Raw genomic sequence first — 20809 nt, forward strand, 5'->3', positions numbered from 1 at the left:
GTCATTAAAACATAATAAAAATTATTATTTACAATAAAAAAAGACTGAAATTTTAAATTATCAAATATATTTAAACTAATAGTTGTAAATTATAAATTGAAGCTATTAAATTAAATCTTAAAGCAAATCTTTTTCTACGATTTCGATATTTTTCACTAATAATTTTAAATTTTTTAAGTATAGCAAAAACATTTTCAATAACAATTCTCATTTTTGAAATTCGCTCATTATTTTGCTTTTCTTCTTTATTTAAAGGGTTTTTCTTTGATTTTCTTTTAGGAATTAAAACATTATGATTAATTTTTTGTATGCCTTGATAACCTAAATCCACTAAAACAGTTGTTTCTGGTAAAAATTTAATTTTTGAATCTTTTAAAATTTTAAAGTCATGGTTTTTACCATAAGAAAAATCAGAACTAATAATTTTTTTACTATCTTTTTCAATTATAACTTGTGTTTTTATTGTGTGTTTTTTCTTTTTTCCTGAGTAGTGCTGTTTTTGTCTTTTTTTGGGCGTTGGATTTGGCTTTCAGTTACATCAATTATAACAGTCTTATCTTTGAAATAATCTTTTAATAGTGATTTTTGACCAGTAAGTTGTTGAAAATTAGGGTGTTTTATTAAAGTGTCTTCAATTCATTTGATATTTCTATAACAACTACTTTCACTAATATCATAACTTTTTGCAATATGAAAATAAGTTCTATATTCTCTTCAATATTCTAAAGTCATTAAAATACGATTTTCTAATGATAATTTATTGGTTCTTCCGCGACGAAATCTCTTTTTTAATTCTTCTATTTTTAAAATTTCTAGCATTTTATTAAAAGTAGTATGTTTAATACCAGTTAATCTTAAAAAATTTTTATCACTTATTTGATTATTTTTTTTAAATTTCATTTAAATTCCACCTTTTTATTAAAAACAACAATTCAATTATATTTTAAATTAATTTTGCAAGAAGTCTATTGAATATACTTAATTTTAGGTATATTTTTAATATGATAGAGGTGGATAATAATTATGGAAAAAATAATTCAAGAACTAGTAAATACTTTAACAGATGATCAATTTTTAGAATTTTATGAAAAAGTCAAACAACAAGCAGAATTAATAAAAAAACAAAAACAGTTAAATGAAATTGATCAAAAATTTAGAGCGCAAGGTATTAAATGTCCTAAATGTGAATCTTACCATTGCGTTAAAAATGGACATAATTCAGAAGGAAAACAAAAATATTTATGTAAAAATTGCCGTGCAAGTTTTGACGCTTTTCGTAATCATTTTATTTATTGAAGTCATTTAAATTATGAACAATGAAATTTATTGATTCAAATTTCATTGCTGGGGCAATCTAGTAAAACAATTTCTCGTTTTATTAAAACTACATTAAAAACTGCTTGATATAATCGTCAAAAATTAATGAAATCAAAACAATTAGAAAATACCCAATTAAAATTTAAAAAATTATCTGGTAAAATCCAAATCGATGAAACATTTATTAAAGAAATCCATAAAGGAAATTTCAAATATAAAACTGATCCACGAAGAATTCACCTTGACCCATTCGCAACTAATACTAAATGCTGTATTCAAATGGCAATTAATAATAATAACAATATTTATGTTAAATCCACAAACACCAAACGTTTACAAAAACAATGAGTTATTGAAAATATGAACAAAGAATTAATTAACGAAAATTCAATTATTACTTCTGATATGCAAAAATTATATTTTTTAGTAGCAAAACAAACAAATTCTACTTTATGTGTAACTAAAACAACAATTAATCCTGAAGCTAGTTATCGTAACTTAAATAATAAAATCAGTAAATTACAATCTAGTCTTAAAGAAGCCTTAATTCATTATCATGGTTTAGGTTTTACTAATATTCAAAATTATTTAAATCTCTGAAAATGAAAATACCAACATAAGGGCTTAACTCCAAACCAACAAACAGCGGTATTATATTTTAATGTATAAAAAAGTTAAAGTAAAAATAGTAATTTTACATAAAAGCCTTTTAAAATTATCAAGTTGATGATTTTTTTTATTTTATCAAGAGTTTTCGACAAAATTAAAATAAAATTGGGACTGTACAATTAACTGTGTCTCTAAGTAATTAACTTAAATTCACTCTGTCCTCAGATTTTATCATTAAATGTGAAATTGCACTACCCCAATTTTGAATTGGCATCGTTCATTTCTTAACCATATTTTGAAATGCTAAATAAAATATTTTAAAAACTGATGCGTCATTAGGAAAAATCTTTTTATTCTTAATAACTTTTCTTAGTTGACTATTAACAGATTCAATCGCATTAGTTGTGTAAATAATCCTTCTAAATTCTTGAGGATATTCAAGAAAAATTATTAAATTATTTCAGTTATTTTTTAATTTTGTCGAAAACTCTTGATAAAATAAAAAAAATCATCAACTTGATAATTTTAAAAGGCTTTTATGTAAAATTACTATTTTTACTTTAACTTTTTTATACATTAAAATATAATACCGCTGTTTGTTGGTTTGGAGTTAAACCCTTATGTTGGTATTTTCATTTTCAGAGATTTAAATAATTTTGAATATTAGTAAAACCTAAACCATGATAATGAATTAAGGCTTCTTTAAGACTAGATTGTAATTTACTGATTTTATTTAAGTTACGATAACTAGCTTCAGGATTAATTGTTGTTTTAGTTACACATAAAGTAGAATTTGTTTGTTTTGCTACTAAAAAATATAATTTTTGCATATCAGAAGTAATAATTGAATTTTCGTTAATTAATTCTTTGTTCATATTTTCAATAACTCATTGTTTTTGTAAACGTTTGGTGTTTGTGGATTTAACATAAATATTGTTATTATTATCAATTGCCATTTGAATACAGCATTTAGTATTAGTTGCGAATGGGTCAAGGTGAATTCTTCGTGGATCAGTTTTATATTTGAAATTTCCTTTATGGATTTCTTTAATAAATGTTTCATCGATTTGGATTTTACCAGATAATTTTTTAAATTTTAATTGGGTATTTTCTAATTGTTTTGATTTCATTAATTTTTGACGATTATATCAAGCAGTTTTTAATGTAGTTTTAATAAAACGAGAAATTGTTTTACTAGATTGCCCCAGCAATGAAATTTGAATCAATAAATTTCATTGTTCATAATTTAAATGACTTCAATAAATAAAATGATTACGAAAAGCGTCAAAACTTGCACGGCAATTTTTACATAAATATTTTTGTTTTCCTTCTGAATTATGTCCATTTTTAACGCAATGGTAAGATTCACATTTAGGGCATTTAATACCTTGCGCTCTAAATTTTTGATCAATTTCATTTAACCGTTTTTGTTTTTTTATTAATTCTGCTTGTTGTTTGACTTTTTCATAAAATTCTAAAAATTGATCATCTGTTAAAGTATTTACTAGTTCTTGAATTATTTTTTCCATAATTATTATCCCCCTCTATCATATTAAAAATATACCTAAAATTAAGTATATTCAATAAATATCAAGAGTTTTCGACAAAATTAAAAAAATAATTTAATAATTTTTCTTGAATATCCTCAAGAATTTAGAAGGATTATTTACACAACTAATGCGATTGAATCTGTTAATAGTCAACTAAGAAAAGTCATTAAGAATAAAAAGATTTTTCCTAATGACGCATCAGTTTTTAAAATATTTTATTTAGCATTTCAAAATATGGTTAAGAAATGAACGATGCCAATTCAAAATTGGGGTAGTGCAATTTCACATTTAATGATAAAATTTGAGGACAGAGTGAATTTAAGTTAATTACTTAAAGACACAGTTAATTGTACAGTCCCCTTTCCCTTTAAAAAATTATATTATATCTTTTTAATGCTCAATAGCAACTTTAATCGCTGGCCCCATAGTAGTGCTAAGACTAATATTTTTTACATAAGCACCTTTAACTGCTGCGGGACGAACTTTTCTAAGCGTTTCATAAATCGCTTGATAATTTTCCTTTAACTGCTCTTCACTAAAAGAAACCTTACCAATAATTACATGAACATTACCTTGTTTATCAACACGATATTCAATCTTACCCTTACGAATTTCTGCAATTGCTTTTTGCACATCAGTAGTTACCGTTCCTGTTTTTGGATTTGGCATTAAACCCTTAGGTCCTAATATTTTACCAATCTTTCCTAATTCAGCCATAATATCTGGTGTTGCAATAATAACCTCAAAATCAAATCAATTTTCTTTTTGAATTTTTTCAATTAAATCCTTACCACCAACAAAATCAGCTTTATTATCAATCGCCACTTGATTCATAGTATTAGTTAATACTAAAATTCTTTGTTTTTTACCAGTTCCTGCCGGTAACACTAGCGCTCCACGAAGTTGTTGATCAGCATGTCTTGGATCAACATTTAAAAGAAAAACTAATTCAACCGTAGCATCAAATTTTGTTATGGAAGTTTTTTTAACTAAGGAAACAGCTTCATCAATTGAATATATTTTAGTTTTATCAAATATTTGGGATACCTTTTGATAATTTTTAGAATAACGACTCTTTTTAACAATTACCATAACTATTTTTGTTCCTCTTTTGATAGCTTTTCAACAACAATTCCCATATTTCTTGCTGTTCCTTCAATAATTTTCATTGCCTTTTCAATATCATTAGCATTTAAATCAACCATTTTATATTCAGCAATTTCTCTAATTTTATCTTCAGTAATCGTTGCTGCTTTTTCTTTTTTACTACTACTTGAACCTTTTTCAATATTAGCTGCTCTTTTTAATAAAATAGCTGCTGGCGTGGTTTTTAAAACAAAATCAAATGACTTATCATCATAAGCAGTAATAACAACAGGGACAACATCACCCATTCTTGTTTTTGTTGCATCATTAAAAGCAATACAAAATTGGGGCATATTAATCCCTAATGAAGCCAATTCCGGACCTGGCTTAGCTTGTGCCGCATTAAACTGTAATTTAGCAATTCTTTTAATTTTTTTAGCCACGAGCAACACCTCCCCTTATACATAATTGTTCTCGCTGTGGTCAACGATATCTCTCCCACATTAACCTATTTTTTCAGGCTTATATATAATAACATTATTACTGTCACAATTCAACATAACTACTATTAGAGGGTCGCGTTTAGTTTTCTTAGGTATTGCTTTGAAGAAGTACAACAATCAGCTAATTATATTATTTAATTACTAAACTAACCCTACCTTTCTTGTTATTGTCATTTTTATTCATTACCATTTTATCATATTATTGAATTTTTACACAATAAAAAATTTTTAATTTTGTCGAAAACTCTTGATAAAATAAAAAAAATCATCAACTTGATAATTTTAAAAGGCTTTTATGTAAAATTACTATTTTTACTTTAACTTTTTTTATACATTAAAATATAATACCGCTGTTTGTTGGTTTGGAGTTAAACCCTTATGTTGGTATTTTCATTTTCAGAGATTTAAATAATTTTGAATATTAGTAAAACCTAAACCATGATAATGAATTAAGGCTTCTTTAAGACTAGATTGTAATTTACTGATTTTATTTAAGTTACGATAACTAGCTTCAGGATTAATTGTTGTTTTAGTTACACATAAAGTAGAATTTGTTTGTTTTGCTACTAAAAAATATAATTTTTGCATATCGGAAGTAATAATTGAATTTTCGTTAATTAATTCTTTGTTCATATTTTCAATAACTCATTGTTTTTGTAAACGTTTGGTGTTTGTGGATTTAACATAAATATTGTTATTATTATCAATTGCCATTTGAATACAGCATTTAGTATTAGTTGCGAATGGGTCAAGGTGAATTCTTCGTGGATCAGTTTTATATTTGAAATTTCCTTTATGGATTTCTTTAATAAATGTTTCATCGATTTGGATTTTACCAGATAATTTTTTAAATTTTAATTGGGTATTTTCTAATTGTTTTGATTTCATTAATTTTTGACGATTATATCAAGCAGTTTTTAATGTAGTTTTAATAAAACGAGAAATTGTTTTACTAGATTGCCCCAGCAATGAAATTTGAATCAATAAATTTCATTGTTCATAATTTAAATGACTTCAATAAATAAAATGATTACGAAAAGCGTCAAAACTTGCACGGCAATTTTTACATAAATATTTTTGTTTTCCTTCTGAATTATGTCCATTTTTAACGCAATGGTAAGATTCACATTTAGGGCATTTAATACCTTGCGCTCTAAATTTTTGATCAATTTCATTTAAACGTTTTTGTTTTTTTATTAATTCTGCTTGTTGTTTGACTTTTTCATAAAATTCTAAAAATTGATCATCTGTTAAAGTATTTACTAGTTCTTGAATTATTTTTTCCATAATTATTATCCACCTCTATCATATTAAAATATACCTAAAATTAAGTATATTCAATAAATATCAAGAGTTTTCGACAAAATTAAAATAAAAAATTATTAATTTTATTAAATTTTAACTAATATTTTTACTTACTTAAATGTAATATATTTATTTGTATATACAATGTTGCCTTTGCTGATTCAACTATCATCATTTTTGTTATTATATTTATTTCATAATGAATTTTTATATATTTCTTTTCTGATTTCTATTTCTGAATTAATATTTTCATTAATGTAATGTAATACATTTAATTTGTTTAAATTTGCCATTCTTAAATGTAATAAGTTATTTAAATTCTTATGATTATATATTTTTGCCCCATATCCTAATTGTTGTTTTACTAAATGAGATACATCACTTTCAATGCTACAACCGATATTTCATTCTAAATTTTGATGATGAATACCATGCTTATTATTACTGAAATAATTACTCGCTTTTCTTAAATTTGTTTTAATATCTTTATTTAATTCATTTTTAGCAACATTACGAATGTTTTTAATTAGTTCTTGATGTTGTTTTCCATCCTTATATAATTTAATTCAACTATTTAGTGTTACTTTACGATTTTCAAAAATAATATTAAATGCCGTTTGTTTTAATTTTTTAATAGCATGATAACCATCCAAAATATATCTAACATTACCAAAACTATTGGCAATTTCTCTAATTCAAGTATCACCATCACCGCAAACAATTATTTTGTCATAATTAATATTTACATAATAGACTTCTTGCAAAATTAATTTAAAATATAATTGAATTGTTGTTTTTAATAAAAAGGTGGAATTTAAATGAAATTTAAAAAAAATAATCAAATAAGTGATAAAAATTTTTTAAGATTAACTGGTATTAAACATACTACTTTTAATAAAATGCTAGAAATTTTAAAAATAGAAGAATTAAAAAAGAGATTTCGTCGCGGAAGAACCAATAAATTATCATTAGAAAATCGTATTTTAATGACTTTAGAATATTGAAGAGAATATAGAACTTATTTTCATATTGCAAAAAGTTATGATATTAGTGAAAGTAGTTGTTATAGAAATATCAAATGAATTGAAGACACTTTAATTAAAACACCCTAATTTTCAACAACTTACTGGTCAAAAATCACTATTAAAAGATTATTTCAAAGATAAGACTGTTATAATTGATGTAACTGAAAGCCAAATCCAACGCCCAAAAAAAGACAAAAACAGCACTACTCAGGAAAAAAGAAAAAACACACAATAAAAACACAAGTTATAATTGAAAAAGATAGTAAAAAAATTATTAGTTCTGATTTTTCTTATGGTAAAAACCATGACTTTAAAATTTTAAAAGATTCAAAAATTAAATTTTTACCAGAAACAACTGTTTTAGTGGATTTAGGTTATCAAGGCATACAAAAAATTAATCATAATGTTTTAATTCCTAAAAGAAAATCAAAGAAAAACCCTTTAAATAAAGAAGAAAAGCAAAATAATGAGCGAATTTCAAAAATGAGAATTGTTATTGAAAATGTTTTTGCTATACTTAAAAAATTTAAAATTATTAGTGAAAAATATCGAAATCGTAGAAAAAGATTTGCTTTAAGATTTAATTTAATAGCTTCAATTTATAATTTACAACTATTAGTTTAAATATATTTGATAATTTAAAATTTCAGTCTTTTTTTATTGTAAATAATAATTTTTATTATGTTTTAATGACAAAATATTTGTAAAAATAATCTAAAAATTATTTTAATAACACTTTTATATTTATTTTAAATTTAAAAATTATAATTATCATATTAATTTTGCAAGAAGTCTAATAATTTCAAATCATTAATTTCCAATTTTAAAAATGGAATGAAAAAGATAATAACCATAAAAATGTAAGGTAAAATTCTTCATCAATATTTTTTTAAAGAATTAATGAGTTTGTTTGATTTCATTTTTCAAGACTCTTTTTGCTCTAATTTTCTGAACAATAAAGCGGATTAATTTTTCAAATTTAATTGCAAAATATATTGCTCCGCCTCATCAAAAAACAAATATTCCTGCCAGCATAATACCACTATTAAACTTGCCAAAGAAATCAACCATCTGTTTATTCATAAAATCATTAAATTCGTTACTTGTTCCGGTTATTCATTTAGCATCGATTACTGTTAATGCGCAAATTAATAAGCTTATAAAGATGAAAATGATACTCAATACTATTTTTAACCACTGCTTTTTAAAAGAATTTTTAATTCTTAATTTTAATGGCATTTTTTTTGAATTATCTTTTTTAAATAATTTTACTAAAAATTTTTTCATTTTAATTCTCCTTTCATATTTTTTATCGTCCTTTAATCACAATAAATAAGGCAATAAGTACACAAGTGACGCCAAGAATGGTAAAAATTGGGTGTTGTGAAAATGTTCGTGCCATTGGTTTAAATAGTTCTAAAATTGTTAAATTGCTAGTAATAAACTTTTGGAAATTGGCAAGGCCTTCGCTAATATAGTTCGTTAAAGTTTCAAAATGACTACCGGCTAATAACCCAAGAACAGTTATTAAGATAAAAATAATAATTAGTTTAAACATTTTTAGTTACCTTGTTTTGCTTTTATTGGTTTTATTTGTTTTTTAGCTTTTCCTCACGCACTTAACCGCCCTTTATTTTTAACAGCATATTGGCGTTGTTTTTCTAAATTAACTTGTTGACTACCAAATCCAAGAATAATTGCCATAAGAAATTCTACAGCAAGCGTTAAGAACAAAGGAAATATTAGTTGAATTTTTGTTCCCGGTACTTCAAGACTTCAAATTAAATCAAAAACTTTATAAAGCATTCGGGCGAGAAAGTCAGCCATTTTTGCGAGATTTTCCATTTTTTTATATTATTCCTTTTCTTTCATTTTTCTTAAAAATTTGCTAAATTTATCCATTTTCAAGTATTCTAAGTCTTCTAAATCAATTGCTGTGTCAGTATAGTATTTGTCTTCATAGTCAGGATTTACTTTTGAATTTAAGTAATCTCTTAAAAATGCTAGGTAAAAAGAATTGTAAGTGTTAAGTATTGGTAGAGGAATTTTTAGTTTAAAAAAATAAATATCAAGTTCAGGAATATCACGATATTTAATACGGCGACCTTTTTTGCTATTTTTCGCATCAATTAAGGTGTTTCGTCAGCGTTCATATTCTTCAATGCTAGTAAAGGTGCCATAGATGACTTTTAAGTAGGGGCGAAAAATATTAACGGGTTTTTTGCGAATTCCCACAATCACATTATTGGCAATATCACGAACTTTAACTCAAATATGTTTATCTCTTTGACCGCTAGCCAGCACAATATGACCGAAATGGCGTGCCAGAGCGAAATATTCTTGGATACCCGTTTCTTCGTTTTTGGTATTATTTTTTTCTCAATCAGTTCCTTCTAAAAATAAGTTGGTTTCATCTCACAACAGTAAGGTTTTGTCTGGCAATACCGGATAATCAAAGTCTAATAATCCCATATGACCTAAACTTAATTTTTGGGTTTCTAGTAATGGAAAGGTTGATGCAATGTGATATTTCTTCTTTTTTAGTAATTTTGATGCGTATACTAGAAAAGCAGTTTTTCCAGTTCCCAATGAACCAATCACAATATTTAATGGTGAATTTTTTAAGAAATTAATAACTTTGTTAATTTGTGTTAAATTACCGATTTTAAAAAGGAAAATTAAAATACAACCCGCTAAAAATAAATAGCTTACAATGTTTTTAAAATAACCGTTGTAAATATATCAAATTGCTCCCCAATGTCATAAAATTAAAAATGAGGTGCGATTTAATTCAATAAAATGGTTATTTTTTTCTATTATTCATTTGCAAAATTTCATCTTGCACCTCACTTTATTTTTTTATTAGCGTACTGCTCCAAGTAGTTCTTCAAACATTTTAAAGCAAATAAAGAATATTGCCAAAATAAATGGAAAAATGAAGATTCAGTAGTCAGCAAAGAAGTTACCGACTTGTGGCATATTAACAGCAATAATTTCTCACATTTTAGTAAACGCCGTTATAATTGCATTTCATAATTTAGTCATCGCGTCACTAGCTGTTATTTTTTCTACTGTTGCAGGTGCATCGGCCAAGAAAGTTCCAATCATATAATCACCCCCTTTCTTTTTAAAACATTCATCATTTATATTCAAAGTTTTTCTTAAATTTGTTAAAACCACGATTAACCTTAACGCGATTATATTTTTTTCTAATTAATTTTGAATTTCTTTGGGAATGCATCACAATGTAACTTCTTGACATTAATTTTTTCCCTATCTAAATACTGATATGGTTTTTCAAAGTAGCATTAGAATAAATCACACCATAATCGCTGTTAAGAATCAAAAAGCAATGTTTGCTATTAAAAGTCAAAGTGTTTCTTGTGAGTTAAATCAATTTCTTTGCCACCACTAATATGAGCCGGAATAGTTGTAATTTGAATAAATAAATCTCAGAAAGTTTGTTTGATTTGTTCTCAATTAAATTCTTTTAAATTTATCGTCATTTTTTATCTCCCAAAAATCATTTTTATTGGTAAATACATAATTGAAATTAATGCGAAAAGAAAAGTAATGATAATAATTAATCCGGCAATAAATGCAACTTGTGCAGGCATTTTTTCTATCGGAATAAACAGTTCTAAGAATTCCATGATAATTTTTCAAAACATTATTTTTTATCCGCGTTATTTTCTTTTGAATTAGGAGCTTTAACTCATTCCTCAAAGCGAGCAATAAATACTTTTTCGTCTTTCGTGAAATTACCAGTATTATTTTTAATGGCATTTTTATATTTAATTCTAATTTTTATTTTGGCATAAATTTTATAAGCAAAATATGCCAATAGCATGATGCTGATAATAATAAATATTAGTCCAATCGCAATATTCATTTTTAAACTCCTTTAAAATAGTTATAATTTATATCTTTTTTGTTGTTTTCTTTTTCGGCAATGAAAAAACCTAATAATTCTTGTCCTTTAATTAATTTGGTTTCATTTTCTTTTTGGTTAATTGAAATTACTTGATATTTACTATCCTTGATTATTCCGACACAAATCGAATTTTCATATTTTCCTTTATAAACAAATCGCTTTGGAAACCAAATACCGATTTGTTTATTAAATCACGGAATTTTTGGTGCTTTAATAAGCATTGCGTTTTGTGTTTCTTTTAAAAGATATTTCTTAGTATTTAAGAAAATGTTTTCAATGTTTTTCATAATAAATTACCTTTCTTATAGATAAACTAAGTTATATTAACTAAGTTAATTAACTTAGTTTTTTAAACACTTATATATCGCAGATTTAAGTGTTTAACAAGCTTTGTTATTAAATTTTGTTTTTTTATTATTAGATAAAGATTTTAATAATTTTAAACTTAGCATACCCCTATATAGAAATTTCTACACTTTAATGTCCGCATCCTACCCTTGGAACTAATTTAATAGCGTGTATATTTTTAGGAAATCCACCCATTCATTTTTTTATTGCAAAATGAAACAAATTGCTATAGCTAATAGGGTGTTATCTATTAACTGGTAAACTTCTTTTGGTTATGGCGACCACCCACAATTTATTGTGCTTTAATACATACCAACATTATTAACTCACTTGTATTTAATTTTCAAAGAACAAATTTTTAACACCTTATAAAATAAAAAGACAATCATTGCTGACTGCCTTAATACTTATTCAAATCTTTATCTACATAACAAAACTTTATGCGTCCCTGACTGTCTTAATACTTATTCAAATATTTTCCCACCTAACAAAACTTTATGCGTCCCTAACTATTTACCACATTTAAGCCCAAAATATCCAATTGTTCTTGTTTAACAACACTAGGAGCATGCGTTAACATATCACTACCCTTAGTATTCTTAGGAAAAGCAATCACATCACGAATACTATGACTATTACTTAATAACATTATTAAGCGGTCTAATCCCAAAGCAATACCACCATGAATTGGTGCTCCATAGGATAAAGCATTCAAAAGAAAACCAAATTTTTCCTTTTGTTCTTCAACAGAAACTTGTAAAAACTCTAACATTTTTTGTTGCATTTCAAGATTATGAATTCGCATTGAACCACCACCAACTTCATAACCATTCAATACTAAATCATAAGCCTGAGACTTGACTAACATCGGATTACTAGTAAAATCAATTTCATCTTTAATATTAGGACGCGTAAAGGGATGATGGGCAGCAACAAATTTTTTGCTTTCATTATCATAAGCAAATAATGGTCAATTTACAACTCATAAAAATTGATAATCTTCATTAGTAAAAAGATTTAATTGTTTAGCAATAGCCTGTCTTATGGCTCCCATTGTATTGCAAGTTAATTCATAATCATTTGTAATCATTAAAACGGTTGCTTGATTATTAATCGCTAAATGATTAATGATAGCTTCAGCATTATTAGATAATAACTCTGCCCCAATAACTTTATTGTCATAAGTAATATATTCTAACTGCCCCGCCTGATATTGACTAACAATAACTTTTAGGTCTGCTAATTGTAAATCACTTAATAACTGAGAAACAACAATTGCTTTAGTAGTTTTCTTTTTACTAATACTAGTATTCATTGAACTAAGGTCAATAAGTTTTAAATCATATCGTAAATCTGGTTTATCACTACCATATAAATCAATTGCTACTTCATAATCTAATTGTAAAAAAGGTATTTTTAGATTAATGTTTTTAGTTTTTAACATTATTTCCTGCATCATTTGCTCTAAAAGACTAATAATATCCTTTTGTTCAATAAAACTCATTTCTAAATCTAATTGACTAAATTCTGGTTGGCGATCACTTCTTAAATCTTCATCACGAAAACAACGAGCAATTTGATAATAGCGATCATAACCACCAACCATTAATAATTGCTTAAATATTTGTGGTGACTGTGGTAACGCATAAAAATGTCCTTTTTGATTTCTTGCCGGAACTAAATAGTCTCTTGCCCCTTCGGGAGTTGTGCTTGCTAAAATTGGCGTTTCAATTTCTAAAAAATTATTATTATTTAAAAAATTACGCATTATTTGCATAACTTGATGACGCAAAATTATTTTATCTTGCATTACTTGTCTTCGTAAATCTAAAAACCGATATTCTAAACGCTTTTCCTCTAAACTTTCATTATCTAATGGTGATACCTGTGATTTATTTATTAACTCTAAATTAGTACAAATAATTTCAATATTTCCTGTTGATAAATTATTATTTTTAGATTTACGAAGGACTACAGTACCATCAACTTTAATAACATCATCAGTGCTTAAACTTTTAGCAAGAACATAGTTAGGATTTTCACTATTAATTATAATTTGCGTCGTTCCATAACGATCGCGTAAATCTAAAAATATTAAATTATTAAGTTTACGAATTGTATGAACTCAACCACAAAGATTAACTTCTAAATTAACATTTTCTTCTCTTAATTCACCACAATTATGACTTCTCATTATTTATCTCTCTTATTTGCATTCAAATAATTAATTAATTCATTAATGCTAATCTTTTCTTCTACCTTAGTTTCCTGATTTTTAATAGTTAAATTACTCTCTTTAACTTCGCTATCACCAATAATAACAACAAAACGACAATCTAATTTAGAAACAACATTAAACTGAATCTTAATATTCCTTTGTTCATAATCCATATCACTAATAAAATTATTACTTCTTAAAGTTAATAATACATTAGTTGCTAATTCATAACCGGTAGCAGTTAAAGCAATAATGTATACATCAACCAATGGAACCATTTTTTTAATAAAGTCTGAATGATTTTCAGTAGCATTAAGTAATCTTTCAATTCCAATTGCAAAACCAATTGCTGGAACTGATTTTTGATTTTTTGATAATTCCTCAACTAAATTATCATAACGACCACCACCAATTAATGTATTCTGTCCTTCAACACCCTTCTCTAAACTAATAATTTCAAAAACAGTATCATTATAATAGTCTAAACCGCGAACTAATTTGCTATCAATCTCATATTTAACTTTTAAATTATCTAATAACTTTATTAACCTTGTAAAATATTCTTTTTCTTCAAGAGAATAAGTTTCACTAATTATTGGTAAATTTTTAATATTTTGATCAATTTTACAATCTAATACTCGCAAGGTATTTTTAGTAATTCTTCTTTGACAATCCGCACATAATGTTGTGCTTATATCTTGTAAAAATGTTTTTAAAATTTGTTGATATTTATTTTGGGTTGCTTTTGCTCCTAAAAAATTTATTTTAAGAATAATATTATTAATCTTTAAAGATTTAATAATATCCATTGCTAAACAAATAATTTCAGCATCTAAATAAATAGTTTTTTTGCCAAAAACTTCCACACCAAATTGCGTAAATTGTCTTTGACGCCCTCGTTGTGGTCGCTCATAGCGAAACATATCCCCATAGTAAAATAATTTTAAAGGTAATCCTAAAACATCAACTAACTTATTTTCAATTACTGCTCTAACAATTGGCGCTGTATTTTCAGGACGAAGTGCTAATTCACGACCTTTTTTATCTTGAAAGTTAAACATTTCTTTACTAACAATATCGCTATTAACACCAACCGTTCTTTGAAATAATTCATACTGTTCAAATATTGGCGTACTAATTTCTTCATAATTATATTTTTTAACAATATCTCGTAAAATTTGTTGTAATTGATATCGCTGTTTACTTTGGATTGGTAAAATATCATTAGTACCTCTGGGGGCTTTATATTCCATACATTTCTCTCCTTAGACTTACTTTCACTACTAATTTTACTAGTTATTTACAAAAATTAAAAATTTTTCAATAAAGACTTCTTGTTGTTGTCTTAACTACAAGAAGTCTTTTAAAATTACAATAATTTTTTTAAAGAATCCTCAATTTTAGCAATTAATATTTCTTCTAATTTCTCTTTAACGCTTTTTAATTTATCATTAGAATTTTGAATTTGTTGAATATGCTTTTCAAACTTAATAAACTCTTGCAGCGCTTTACCAATTAAAGAACTAAATTCATCTTGTAATCAATTATTAAAGCGTTCTTTAAAATCCTGATCATTTTTATTAGTTGAAGATTGTAATGATAAAGCAAATTCTTTTTTAATTAAAAATTTTAAAATATTAACAATTAATGCAATAACTTCAAGGTCAGTATTAATAATAAAAATATCACGATATTTTGAAGAACGACTAAATGGTGCTTTAGCATAAGTTCAAACAATAATGCCAAACTTAGCATTTCATTCTTTTAATTCAATTGCTAATTTTTCCTCTCATTTACTATCTAATTTTTCTTGATTTTTTAACTCAAATAAGATATTACCAACTACTTTATTATCCTCTTCATCATTCAAAACTCCTAACCTAAAATCAGGTTTTTTACCATTAATGGTTTTAGTTGTTTTTTCAAAATGGTCATTTGGGAAAAACGATGGCATTTTACCTGCAAAATCATTTTCTAAATTAGCTCCTAAAATTCCTGTTCTAATATTTCGTCCTTGTTCTAATTTAAGTTTTAATTCAGTTGTTTCATCAATTAACTTATTAATTTCTTCTTGTTTAAAATTAATAATTTCAGTTTCTTTTTTTGCTACTAATTCTTGGACCTTAGCATCATTAGTTTTAACTAACATATCTAATTGATGATTTTTCTCTTGTAAATCATTAATATTTTTTTGATACTCTTTATTTAAAGTATCCAACTTATTTTGTTGTAAATTACTTCACTCTTTTTCTTTTTCAGCCAAAATAACTTTAATATCTGCTTCCTTTGTTTTCTTTTCGGTTTCTAAACTATTAATTTTATCCTTTAATAAATCAATTTCTTGTTGTTTATTTTTAGTAATTTCAAGTTCTTTTTCTGTAAACAATTTTTTCAATTGAAATTCATTAGTTTTTTCTTTAATATCTAAATCTTTTATTTTAGAATTTAACTCATTAATTATCTTTTGATAATTATCTTTAATATTATCAATTTCTTGTTGTTTTTGTTTTTCAATATTGCTTTTTTCTTTTAAAATAGAAACTTCAATATCAGCCTTTTTTGTTTCTTCTTGGGATTTTAAATTGCTCTTAGCCTCATTTAATTGTTGATTTAAACCTTCTAAAATTTGTTGATGTGCTTCTTTTATTTTATGCAATTCATTATCGTGTTGCTTATTTCACTCATTTTCTTTTTTATTTACTACACTAGTAATTTCTATTGCTTTTCGTTTTTCAAAATCAACATCTAATTGCTTTTTTAACTTATCACAATATTCTTGCTCCTTACGATTAAAAAATTGTTGTAAATATGATACTGCTTGATGATTCTTTTCAAAATCTTTTTCGGTAATTTCTTGATGACAATGTGGGCATTCAATTATAAATGACATTAGTTAAATCCTTTCTTTTTTTAATTTTATAAATTAATATTATCATTAACAATCTAATATAAATTTCTATTCTAGATTATTTTCTAAACATTTAATTTTAATTTTAAAACAATAAAATGTCTCCTTCTATAAATAAAAAAGACATTTTTCTTTACTACATTAATTATCTTTATTTCTATATTTAAAATTAATATAATTAATGAAATTTTAATTAAATAACAATATTTTTAAACTACTTCATTTTAATTGCAAGTATTAATAAATACTACTAGATATTTTAAAATAAGAGTGCCTGAAAATACTAATGATCAATGTTGTACGGTCGCGTTTAGTTTTCTTAGGTATTTTTTAAAAAAGAAAAAATAATCATTTACTATAAATTATTTCAATATTCAAATTAAGTATATATTTCTTATGTATGATTTTTGTTGTAAAAAATTTTTTTTAATTTTGTCGAAAACTCTTGATAAAATAAAAAAATCATCAACTTGATAATTTTAAAAGGCTTTTATGTAAAATTACTATTTTTACTTTAACTTTTTTATACATTAAAATATAATACCGCTGTTTGTTGGTTTGGAGTTAAACCCTTATGTTGGTATTTTCATTTTCAGAGATTTAAATAATTTTGAATATTAGTAAAACCTAAACCATGATAATGAATTAAGGCTTCTTTAAGACTAGATTGTAATTTACTGATTTTATTTAAGTTACGATAACTAGCTTCAGGATTAATTGTTGTTTTAGTTACACATAAAGTAGAATTTGTTTGTTTTGCTACTAAAAAATATAATTTTTGCATATCAGAAGTAATAATTGAATTTTCGTTAATTAATTCTTTGTTCATATTTTCAATAACTCATTGTTTTTGTAAACGTTTGGTGTTTGTGGATTTAACATAAATATTGTTATTATTATCAATTGCCATTTGAATACAGCATTTAGTATTAGTTGCGAATGGGTCAAGGTGAATTCTTCGTGGATCAGTTTTATATTTGAAATTTCCTTTATGGATTTCTTTAATAGACTTGGTACATAACCTTTAATTTTATCTACTATTTTGATAATATTATTTCCTAGGTGAAGTACAAATGTTAGATAAATACAAAGACGAAAACGAATTTTATAGTTTAATAGGCATAAAATATAAAACTTTCATGAAAATGGTAGAAATTTTAAAAGAAGGTGAAGCTAAACAAAAACAAATTGGTGGTAGACCAAATAAATTATCAATAGAGCAAAGATTACTTATGACTTTAGAATACTGAAAAGAATATAGTACATATCGTATTATTGCAAAAAAATATAATATTAGTCATGTTAGTTGTATTCGTAATATCTTTTGAGTTGAAAATACTCTAATAAAAAATAGTCACTTTCATATACCTGGCAAAAAGATATTATTAGAAAATAAGGGTACTACTAATAATTTATTAGCAATTGATGCTACAGAAATTCCAATTGAAAGAATTAAAAAAAACTAAAATTATTATTTTCTGGTAAGAAAAGGCAACATTCATTAAAATCGCAAATAATTATTGATTTATTTAACAATAAAATTATTTCAGTAGATTTTTGTTATGGCAGTACTCATGATTATAAGTTATTTTTAAAATCAAATACACTTATAAATCCAAAATTAGAATTAATTGCCGATTCAGGATATCAAGGTTTGCAAAATGTTCATAAAAATACATTATTGCCAATTAAAAAGAGTAAAAATAATCCTTTAAATCCAGATAAAAAGGAATATAATAGCTTTTTAAGTAAAGTTAGAATTGTCATTGAACATGTTTTTGCTAGATTAAAAAGATTTAAAATACTAGTTTATCGTTATCGCAATAAGATTAGAAGATTTGGATTACGATTTAACTTAATTTCAGGAATATATAATTTTGAATTAAGCTAGTTATAGTTATGTACCAAGTCTAATGAATGTTTCATCGATTTGGATTTTACCAGATAATTTTTTAAATTTTAATTGGGTATTTTCTAATTGTTTTGATTTCATTAATTTTTGACGATTATATCAAGCAGTTTTTAATGTAGTTTTAATAAAACGAGAAATTGTTTTACTAGATTGCCCCAGCAATGAAATTTGAATCAATAAATTTCATTGTTCATAATTTAAATGACTTCAATAAATAAAATGATTACGAAAAGCGTCAAAACTTGCACGGCAATTTTTACATAAATATTTTTGTTTTCCTTCTGAATTATGTCCATTTTTAACGCAATGGTAAGATTCACATTTAGGGCATTTAATACCTTGCGCTCTAAATTTTTGATCAATTTCATTTAACCGTTGTTGTTTTTTTTTTATTAATTCTGCTTGTTGTTTGACTTTTTCATAAAATTCTAAAAATTGATCATCTGTTAAAGTATTTACTAGTTCTTGAATTATTTTTTCCATAATTATTATCCACCTCTATCATATTAAAAATATACCTAAAATTAAGTATATTCAATAGACTTCTTGCAAAATTAATTTAAAATATAATTGAATTGTTGTTTTTAATAAAAAGGTGGAATTTAAATGAAATTTAAAAAAAATAATCAAATAAGTGATAAAAATTTTTTAAGATTAACTGGTATTAAACATACTACTTTTAATAAAATGCTAGAAATTTTAAAAATAGAAGAATTAAAAAAGAGATTTCGTCGCGGAAGAACCAATAAATTATCATTAGAAAATCGTATTTTAATGACTTTAGAATATTGAAGAGAATATAGAACTTATTTTCATATTGCAAAAAGTTATGATATTAGTGAAAGTAGTTGTTATAGAAATATCAAATGAATTGAAGACACTTTAATAAAACACCCTAATTTTCAACAACTTACTGGTCAAAAATCACTATTAAAAGATTATTTCAAAGATAAGACTGTTATAATTGATGTAACTGAAAGCCAAATCCAACGCCCAAAAAAAGACAAAAACAGCACTACTCAGGAAAAAAGAAAAAACACACAATAGACTTCTTGCAAAATTAATATGATAATTATAATTTTTAAATTTAAAATAAATATAAAAGTGTTATTAAAATAATTTTTAGATTATTTTTACAAATATTTTGTCATTAAAACATAATAAAAATTATTATTTACAATAAAAAAAGACTGAAATTTTAAATTATCAAATATATTTAAACTAATAGTTGTAAATTATAAATTGAAGCTATTAAATTAAATCTTAAAGCAAATCTTTTTCTACGATTTCGATATTTTTCACTAATAATTTTAAATTTTTTAAGTATAGCAAAAACATTTTCAATAACAATTCTCATTTTTGAAATTCGCTCATTATTTTGCTTTTCTTCTTTATTTAAAGGGTTTTTCTTTGATTTTCTTTTAGGAATTAAAACATTATGATTAATTTTTTGTATGCCTTGATAACCTAAATCCACTAAAACAGTTGTTTCTGGTAAAAATTTAATTTTTGAATCTTTTAAAATTTTAAAGTCATGGTTTTTACCATAAGAAAAATCAGAACTAATAATTTTTTTACTATCTTTTTCAATTATAACTTGTGTTTTTATTGTGTGTTTTTTCTTTTTTCCTGAGTAGTGCTGTTTTTGTCTTTTTTTGGGCGTTGGATTTGGCTTTCAGTTACATCAATTATAACAGTCTTATCTTTGAAATAATCTTTTAATAGTGATTTTTGACCAGTAAGTTGTTGAAAATTAGGGTGTTTTATTAAAGTGTCTTCAATTCATTTGATATTTCTATAACAACTACTTTCACTAATATCATAACTTTTTGCAATATGAAAATAAGTTCTATATTCTCTTCAATATTCTAAAGTCATTAAAATACGATTTTCTAATGATAATTTATTGGTTCTTCCGCGACGAAATCTCTTTTTTAATTCTTCTATTTTTAAAATTTCTAGCATTTTATTAAAAGTAGTATGTTTAATACCAGTTAATCTTAAAAAATTTTTATCACTTATTTGATTATTTTTTTTAAATTTCATTTAAATTCCACCTTTTTATTAAAAACAACAATTCAATTATATTTTAAA

The 20809-nt window shown here is 24.6% G+C and carries 28 protein-coding genes and 3 pseudogenes; 7 read left to right on the top strand and 24 right to left on the bottom strand.

Annotated features, from left to right (window positions below):
• Nucleotides 1-70: 70 nt before the first annotated feature.
• Complete coding sequence (locus tag AAHM82_RS13380) at nt 71-463, bottom strand: transposase family protein (protein WP_342264845.1); 393 nt, start codon at nt 461-463, stop codon at nt 71-73.
• Nucleotides 460-900 carry a transposase family protein gene (locus tag AAHM82_RS13385; protein ID WP_342263396.1) on the bottom strand — a complete coding sequence of 147 codons (441 nt, stop codon included), beginning with the start codon at nt 898-900 and terminating at the stop codon, nt 460-462. Before AAHM82_RS13385 ends, AAHM82_RS13380 begins: the two co-directional genes overlap by 4 nt.
• A 123-nt stretch (nt 901-1023) precedes the next feature.
• Here AAHM82_RS13385 and AAHM82_RS04580 point away from each other — a divergent pair, with 123 nt between their 5' ends.
• On the top strand, nt 1024-1986 hold the full coding sequence (locus AAHM82_RS04580; protein ID WP_342264661.1) for an IS1/IS1595 family N-terminal zinc-binding domain-containing protein: 963 nt from the start codon (nt 1024-1026) through the stop codon (nt 1984-1986).
• A 139-nt stretch (nt 1987-2125) separates the two neighbouring features.
• On the opposite strand, the pseudogene AAHM82_RS04585 reads toward AAHM82_RS04580, so the two are convergent.
• Nucleotides 2126-2398: pseudogene (locus AAHM82_RS04585) on the bottom strand (transposase); the annotation flags it as partial.
• Between the two features lie 97 nt (nt 2399-2495).
• On the bottom strand, nt 2496-3455 hold the full coding sequence (locus AAHM82_RS04590) for an IS1/IS1595 family N-terminal zinc-binding domain-containing protein (protein WP_342263352.1): 960 nt from the start codon (nt 3453-3455) through the stop codon (nt 2496-2498).
• 87 nt (nt 3456-3542) lie between these two features.
• Here AAHM82_RS04590 and AAHM82_RS13390 point away from each other — a divergent pair.
• Nucleotides 3543-3803, top strand: a pseudogene (locus AAHM82_RS13390) (transposase); the annotation flags it as partial.
• A 63-nt stretch (nt 3804-3866) separates the two neighbouring features.
• On the opposite strand, the gene rplA reads toward AAHM82_RS13390, so the two are convergent.
• The 4 genes from rplA to AAHM82_RS04610 form a co-directional block, all read right to left on the bottom strand.
• Nucleotides 3867-4568, bottom strand: a complete 702-nt coding sequence (gene rplA / locus AAHM82_RS04595; protein WP_342264663.1) for a 50S ribosomal protein L1 — start codon at nt 4566-4568, stop codon at nt 3867-3869.
• Nucleotides 4569-4570: 2 nt separating this feature from the next.
• The gene (rplK, locus tag AAHM82_RS04600) at nt 4571-5005 is read right to left on the bottom strand and encodes a 50S ribosomal protein L11 (RefSeq protein WP_342264664.1); all 435 of its coding nucleotides are present in this window, start codon (nt 5003-5005) and stop codon (nt 4571-4573) included.
• A gap of 387 nt (nt 5006-5392) precedes the next feature.
• On the bottom strand, nt 5393-6352 hold the full coding sequence (locus AAHM82_RS04605; protein WP_342263352.1) for an IS1/IS1595 family N-terminal zinc-binding domain-containing protein: 960 nt from the start codon (nt 6350-6352) through the stop codon (nt 5393-5395).
• A gap of 128 nt (nt 6353-6480) precedes the next feature.
• Nucleotides 6481-7134, bottom strand: coding sequence for a UPF0236 family transposase-like protein (locus AAHM82_RS04610; protein WP_342264665.1), 654 nt, complete (start codon nt 7132-7134; stop codon nt 6481-6483).
• Between the two features lie 54 nt (nt 7135-7188).
• Here AAHM82_RS04610 and AAHM82_RS13395 point away from each other — a divergent pair, with 54 nt between their 5' ends.
• The gene (locus AAHM82_RS13395; protein ID WP_425288998.1) at nt 7189-7482 is read left to right on the top strand and encodes a helix-turn-helix domain-containing protein; all 294 of its coding nucleotides are present in this window, start codon (nt 7189-7191) and stop codon (nt 7480-7482) included.
• A 102-nt stretch (nt 7483-7584) separates the two neighbouring features.
• A pseudogene (locus AAHM82_RS13400) lies at nt 7585-8019 on the top strand (transposase family protein); the annotation flags it as partial.
• Nucleotides 8020-8292: 273 nt separating this feature from the next.
• Here the strand turns inward: AAHM82_RS13400 and AAHM82_RS04620 are convergent.
• The 13 genes from AAHM82_RS04620 to AAHM82_RS04680 form a co-directional block, all read right to left on the bottom strand.
• Nucleotides 8293-8682: a hypothetical protein gene (locus AAHM82_RS04620; protein WP_342264666.1), complete on the bottom strand. Its 390-nt coding sequence runs from the start codon at nt 8680-8682 to the stop codon at nt 8293-8295.
• A gap of 22 nt (nt 8683-8704) precedes the next feature.
• A complete protein-coding gene (locus AAHM82_RS04625; RefSeq protein ID WP_215826579.1) occupies nt 8705-8953 on the bottom strand; it encodes a hypothetical protein in 249 nt (82 codons plus the stop codon).
• Nucleotides 8954-8955: 2 nt separating this feature from the next.
• Complete coding sequence (locus AAHM82_RS04630) at nt 8956-9240, bottom strand: hypothetical protein (RefSeq protein WP_342264667.1); 285 nt, start codon at nt 9238-9240, stop codon at nt 8956-8958.
• A gap of 9 nt (nt 9241-9249) precedes the next feature.
• Nucleotides 9250-10233: a hypothetical protein gene (locus AAHM82_RS04635; RefSeq protein ID WP_342223872.1), complete on the bottom strand. Its 984-nt coding sequence runs from the start codon at nt 10231-10233 to the stop codon at nt 9250-9252.
• A gap of 24 nt (nt 10234-10257) precedes the next feature.
• Entirely contained in the window at nt 10258-10503 is a 246-nt protein-coding gene (locus AAHM82_RS04640; RefSeq protein WP_342264668.1) for a hypothetical protein, read from the bottom strand.
• Between the two features lie 19 nt (nt 10504-10522).
• On the bottom strand, nt 10523-10657 hold the full coding sequence (locus AAHM82_RS04645; RefSeq protein WP_338968593.1) for a hypothetical protein: 135 nt from the start codon (nt 10655-10657) through the stop codon (nt 10523-10525).
• Between the two features lie 100 nt (nt 10658-10757).
• Complete coding sequence (locus AAHM82_RS04650; protein ID WP_342264669.1) at nt 10758-10901, bottom strand: hypothetical protein; 144 nt, start codon at nt 10899-10901, stop codon at nt 10758-10760.
• A gap of 164 nt (nt 10902-11065) precedes the next feature.
• On the bottom strand, nt 11066-11287 hold the full coding sequence (locus tag AAHM82_RS04655; protein WP_215825907.1) for a hypothetical protein: 222 nt from the start codon (nt 11285-11287) through the stop codon (nt 11066-11068).
• Nucleotides 11288-11289: 2 nt separating this feature from the next.
• On the bottom strand, nt 11290-11616 hold the full coding sequence (locus tag AAHM82_RS04660; RefSeq protein ID WP_342264670.1) for a hypothetical protein: 327 nt from the start codon (nt 11614-11616) through the stop codon (nt 11290-11292).
• Between the two features lie 566 nt (nt 11617-12182).
• Entirely contained in the window at nt 12183-13871 is a 1689-nt protein-coding gene (gene aspS, locus AAHM82_RS04665) for an aspartate--tRNA ligase (RefSeq protein WP_342264671.1), read from the bottom strand.
• Entirely contained in the window at nt 13871-15148 is a 1278-nt protein-coding gene (gene hisS, locus AAHM82_RS04670) for a histidine--tRNA ligase (protein WP_342264672.1), read from the bottom strand. The genes aspS and hisS overlap by 1 nt, the downstream gene beginning before the upstream one ends.
• Nucleotides 15149-15264: 116 nt before the next feature.
• Nucleotides 15265-16785, bottom strand: coding sequence for a DUF2130 domain-containing protein (locus AAHM82_RS04675; protein ID WP_342264673.1), 1521 nt, complete (start codon nt 16783-16785; stop codon nt 15265-15267).
• Nucleotides 16786-17326: 541 nt separating this feature from the next.
• A complete protein-coding gene (locus AAHM82_RS04680; protein WP_342263435.1) occupies nt 17327-17713 on the bottom strand; it encodes a hypothetical protein in 387 nt (128 codons plus the stop codon).
• A gap of 163 nt (nt 17714-17876) precedes the next feature.
• On the opposite strand from AAHM82_RS04680, the gene AAHM82_RS04685 reads away from it, so the two are divergent.
• Together AAHM82_RS04685 and AAHM82_RS04690 are read left to right on the top strand one after the other, a co-directional pair.
• Nucleotides 17877-18269, top strand: a complete 393-nt coding sequence (locus AAHM82_RS04685) for a transposase family protein (RefSeq protein ID WP_342263426.1) — start codon at nt 17877-17879, stop codon at nt 18267-18269.
• 5 nt (nt 18270-18274) lie between these two features.
• Nucleotides 18275-18694, top strand: coding sequence for a transposase family protein (locus tag AAHM82_RS04690; protein WP_342264846.1), 420 nt, complete (start codon nt 18275-18277; stop codon nt 18692-18694).
• Nucleotides 18695-18700: 6 nt separating this feature from the next.
• Here the strand turns inward: AAHM82_RS04690 and AAHM82_RS04695 are convergent, their stop codons facing one another.
• The gene (locus AAHM82_RS04695; RefSeq protein ID WP_342264674.1) at nt 18701-19198 is read right to left on the bottom strand and encodes an IS1/IS1595 family N-terminal zinc-binding domain-containing protein; all 498 of its coding nucleotides are present in this window, start codon (nt 19196-19198) and stop codon (nt 18701-18703) included.
• Nucleotides 19199-19321: 123 nt separating this feature from the next.
• Here AAHM82_RS04695 and AAHM82_RS04700 point away from each other — a divergent pair, with 123 nt between their 5' ends.
• Entirely contained in the window at nt 19322-19762 is a 441-nt protein-coding gene (locus AAHM82_RS04700) for a transposase family protein (protein WP_342263396.1), read from the top strand.
• A gap of 169 nt (nt 19763-19931) precedes the next feature.
• Here the strand turns inward: AAHM82_RS04700 and AAHM82_RS13405 are convergent, their stop codons facing one another.
• Nucleotides 19932-20324, bottom strand: a complete 393-nt coding sequence (locus tag AAHM82_RS13405; RefSeq protein WP_342264845.1) for a transposase family protein — start codon at nt 20322-20324, stop codon at nt 19932-19934.
• Entirely contained in the window at nt 20321-20761 is a 441-nt protein-coding gene (locus AAHM82_RS13410) for a transposase family protein (protein ID WP_342263396.1), read from the bottom strand. Before AAHM82_RS13410 ends, AAHM82_RS13405 begins: the two co-directional genes overlap by 4 nt.
• Between the last annotated feature and the right edge of the window lie 48 nt (nt 20762-20809).

This window comes from Spiroplasma endosymbiont of Clivina fossor, assembly GCF_964031115.1.
GTDB lineage: Bacteria > Bacillota_I > Bacilli_A > Mycoplasmatales > Nriv7 > Nriv7.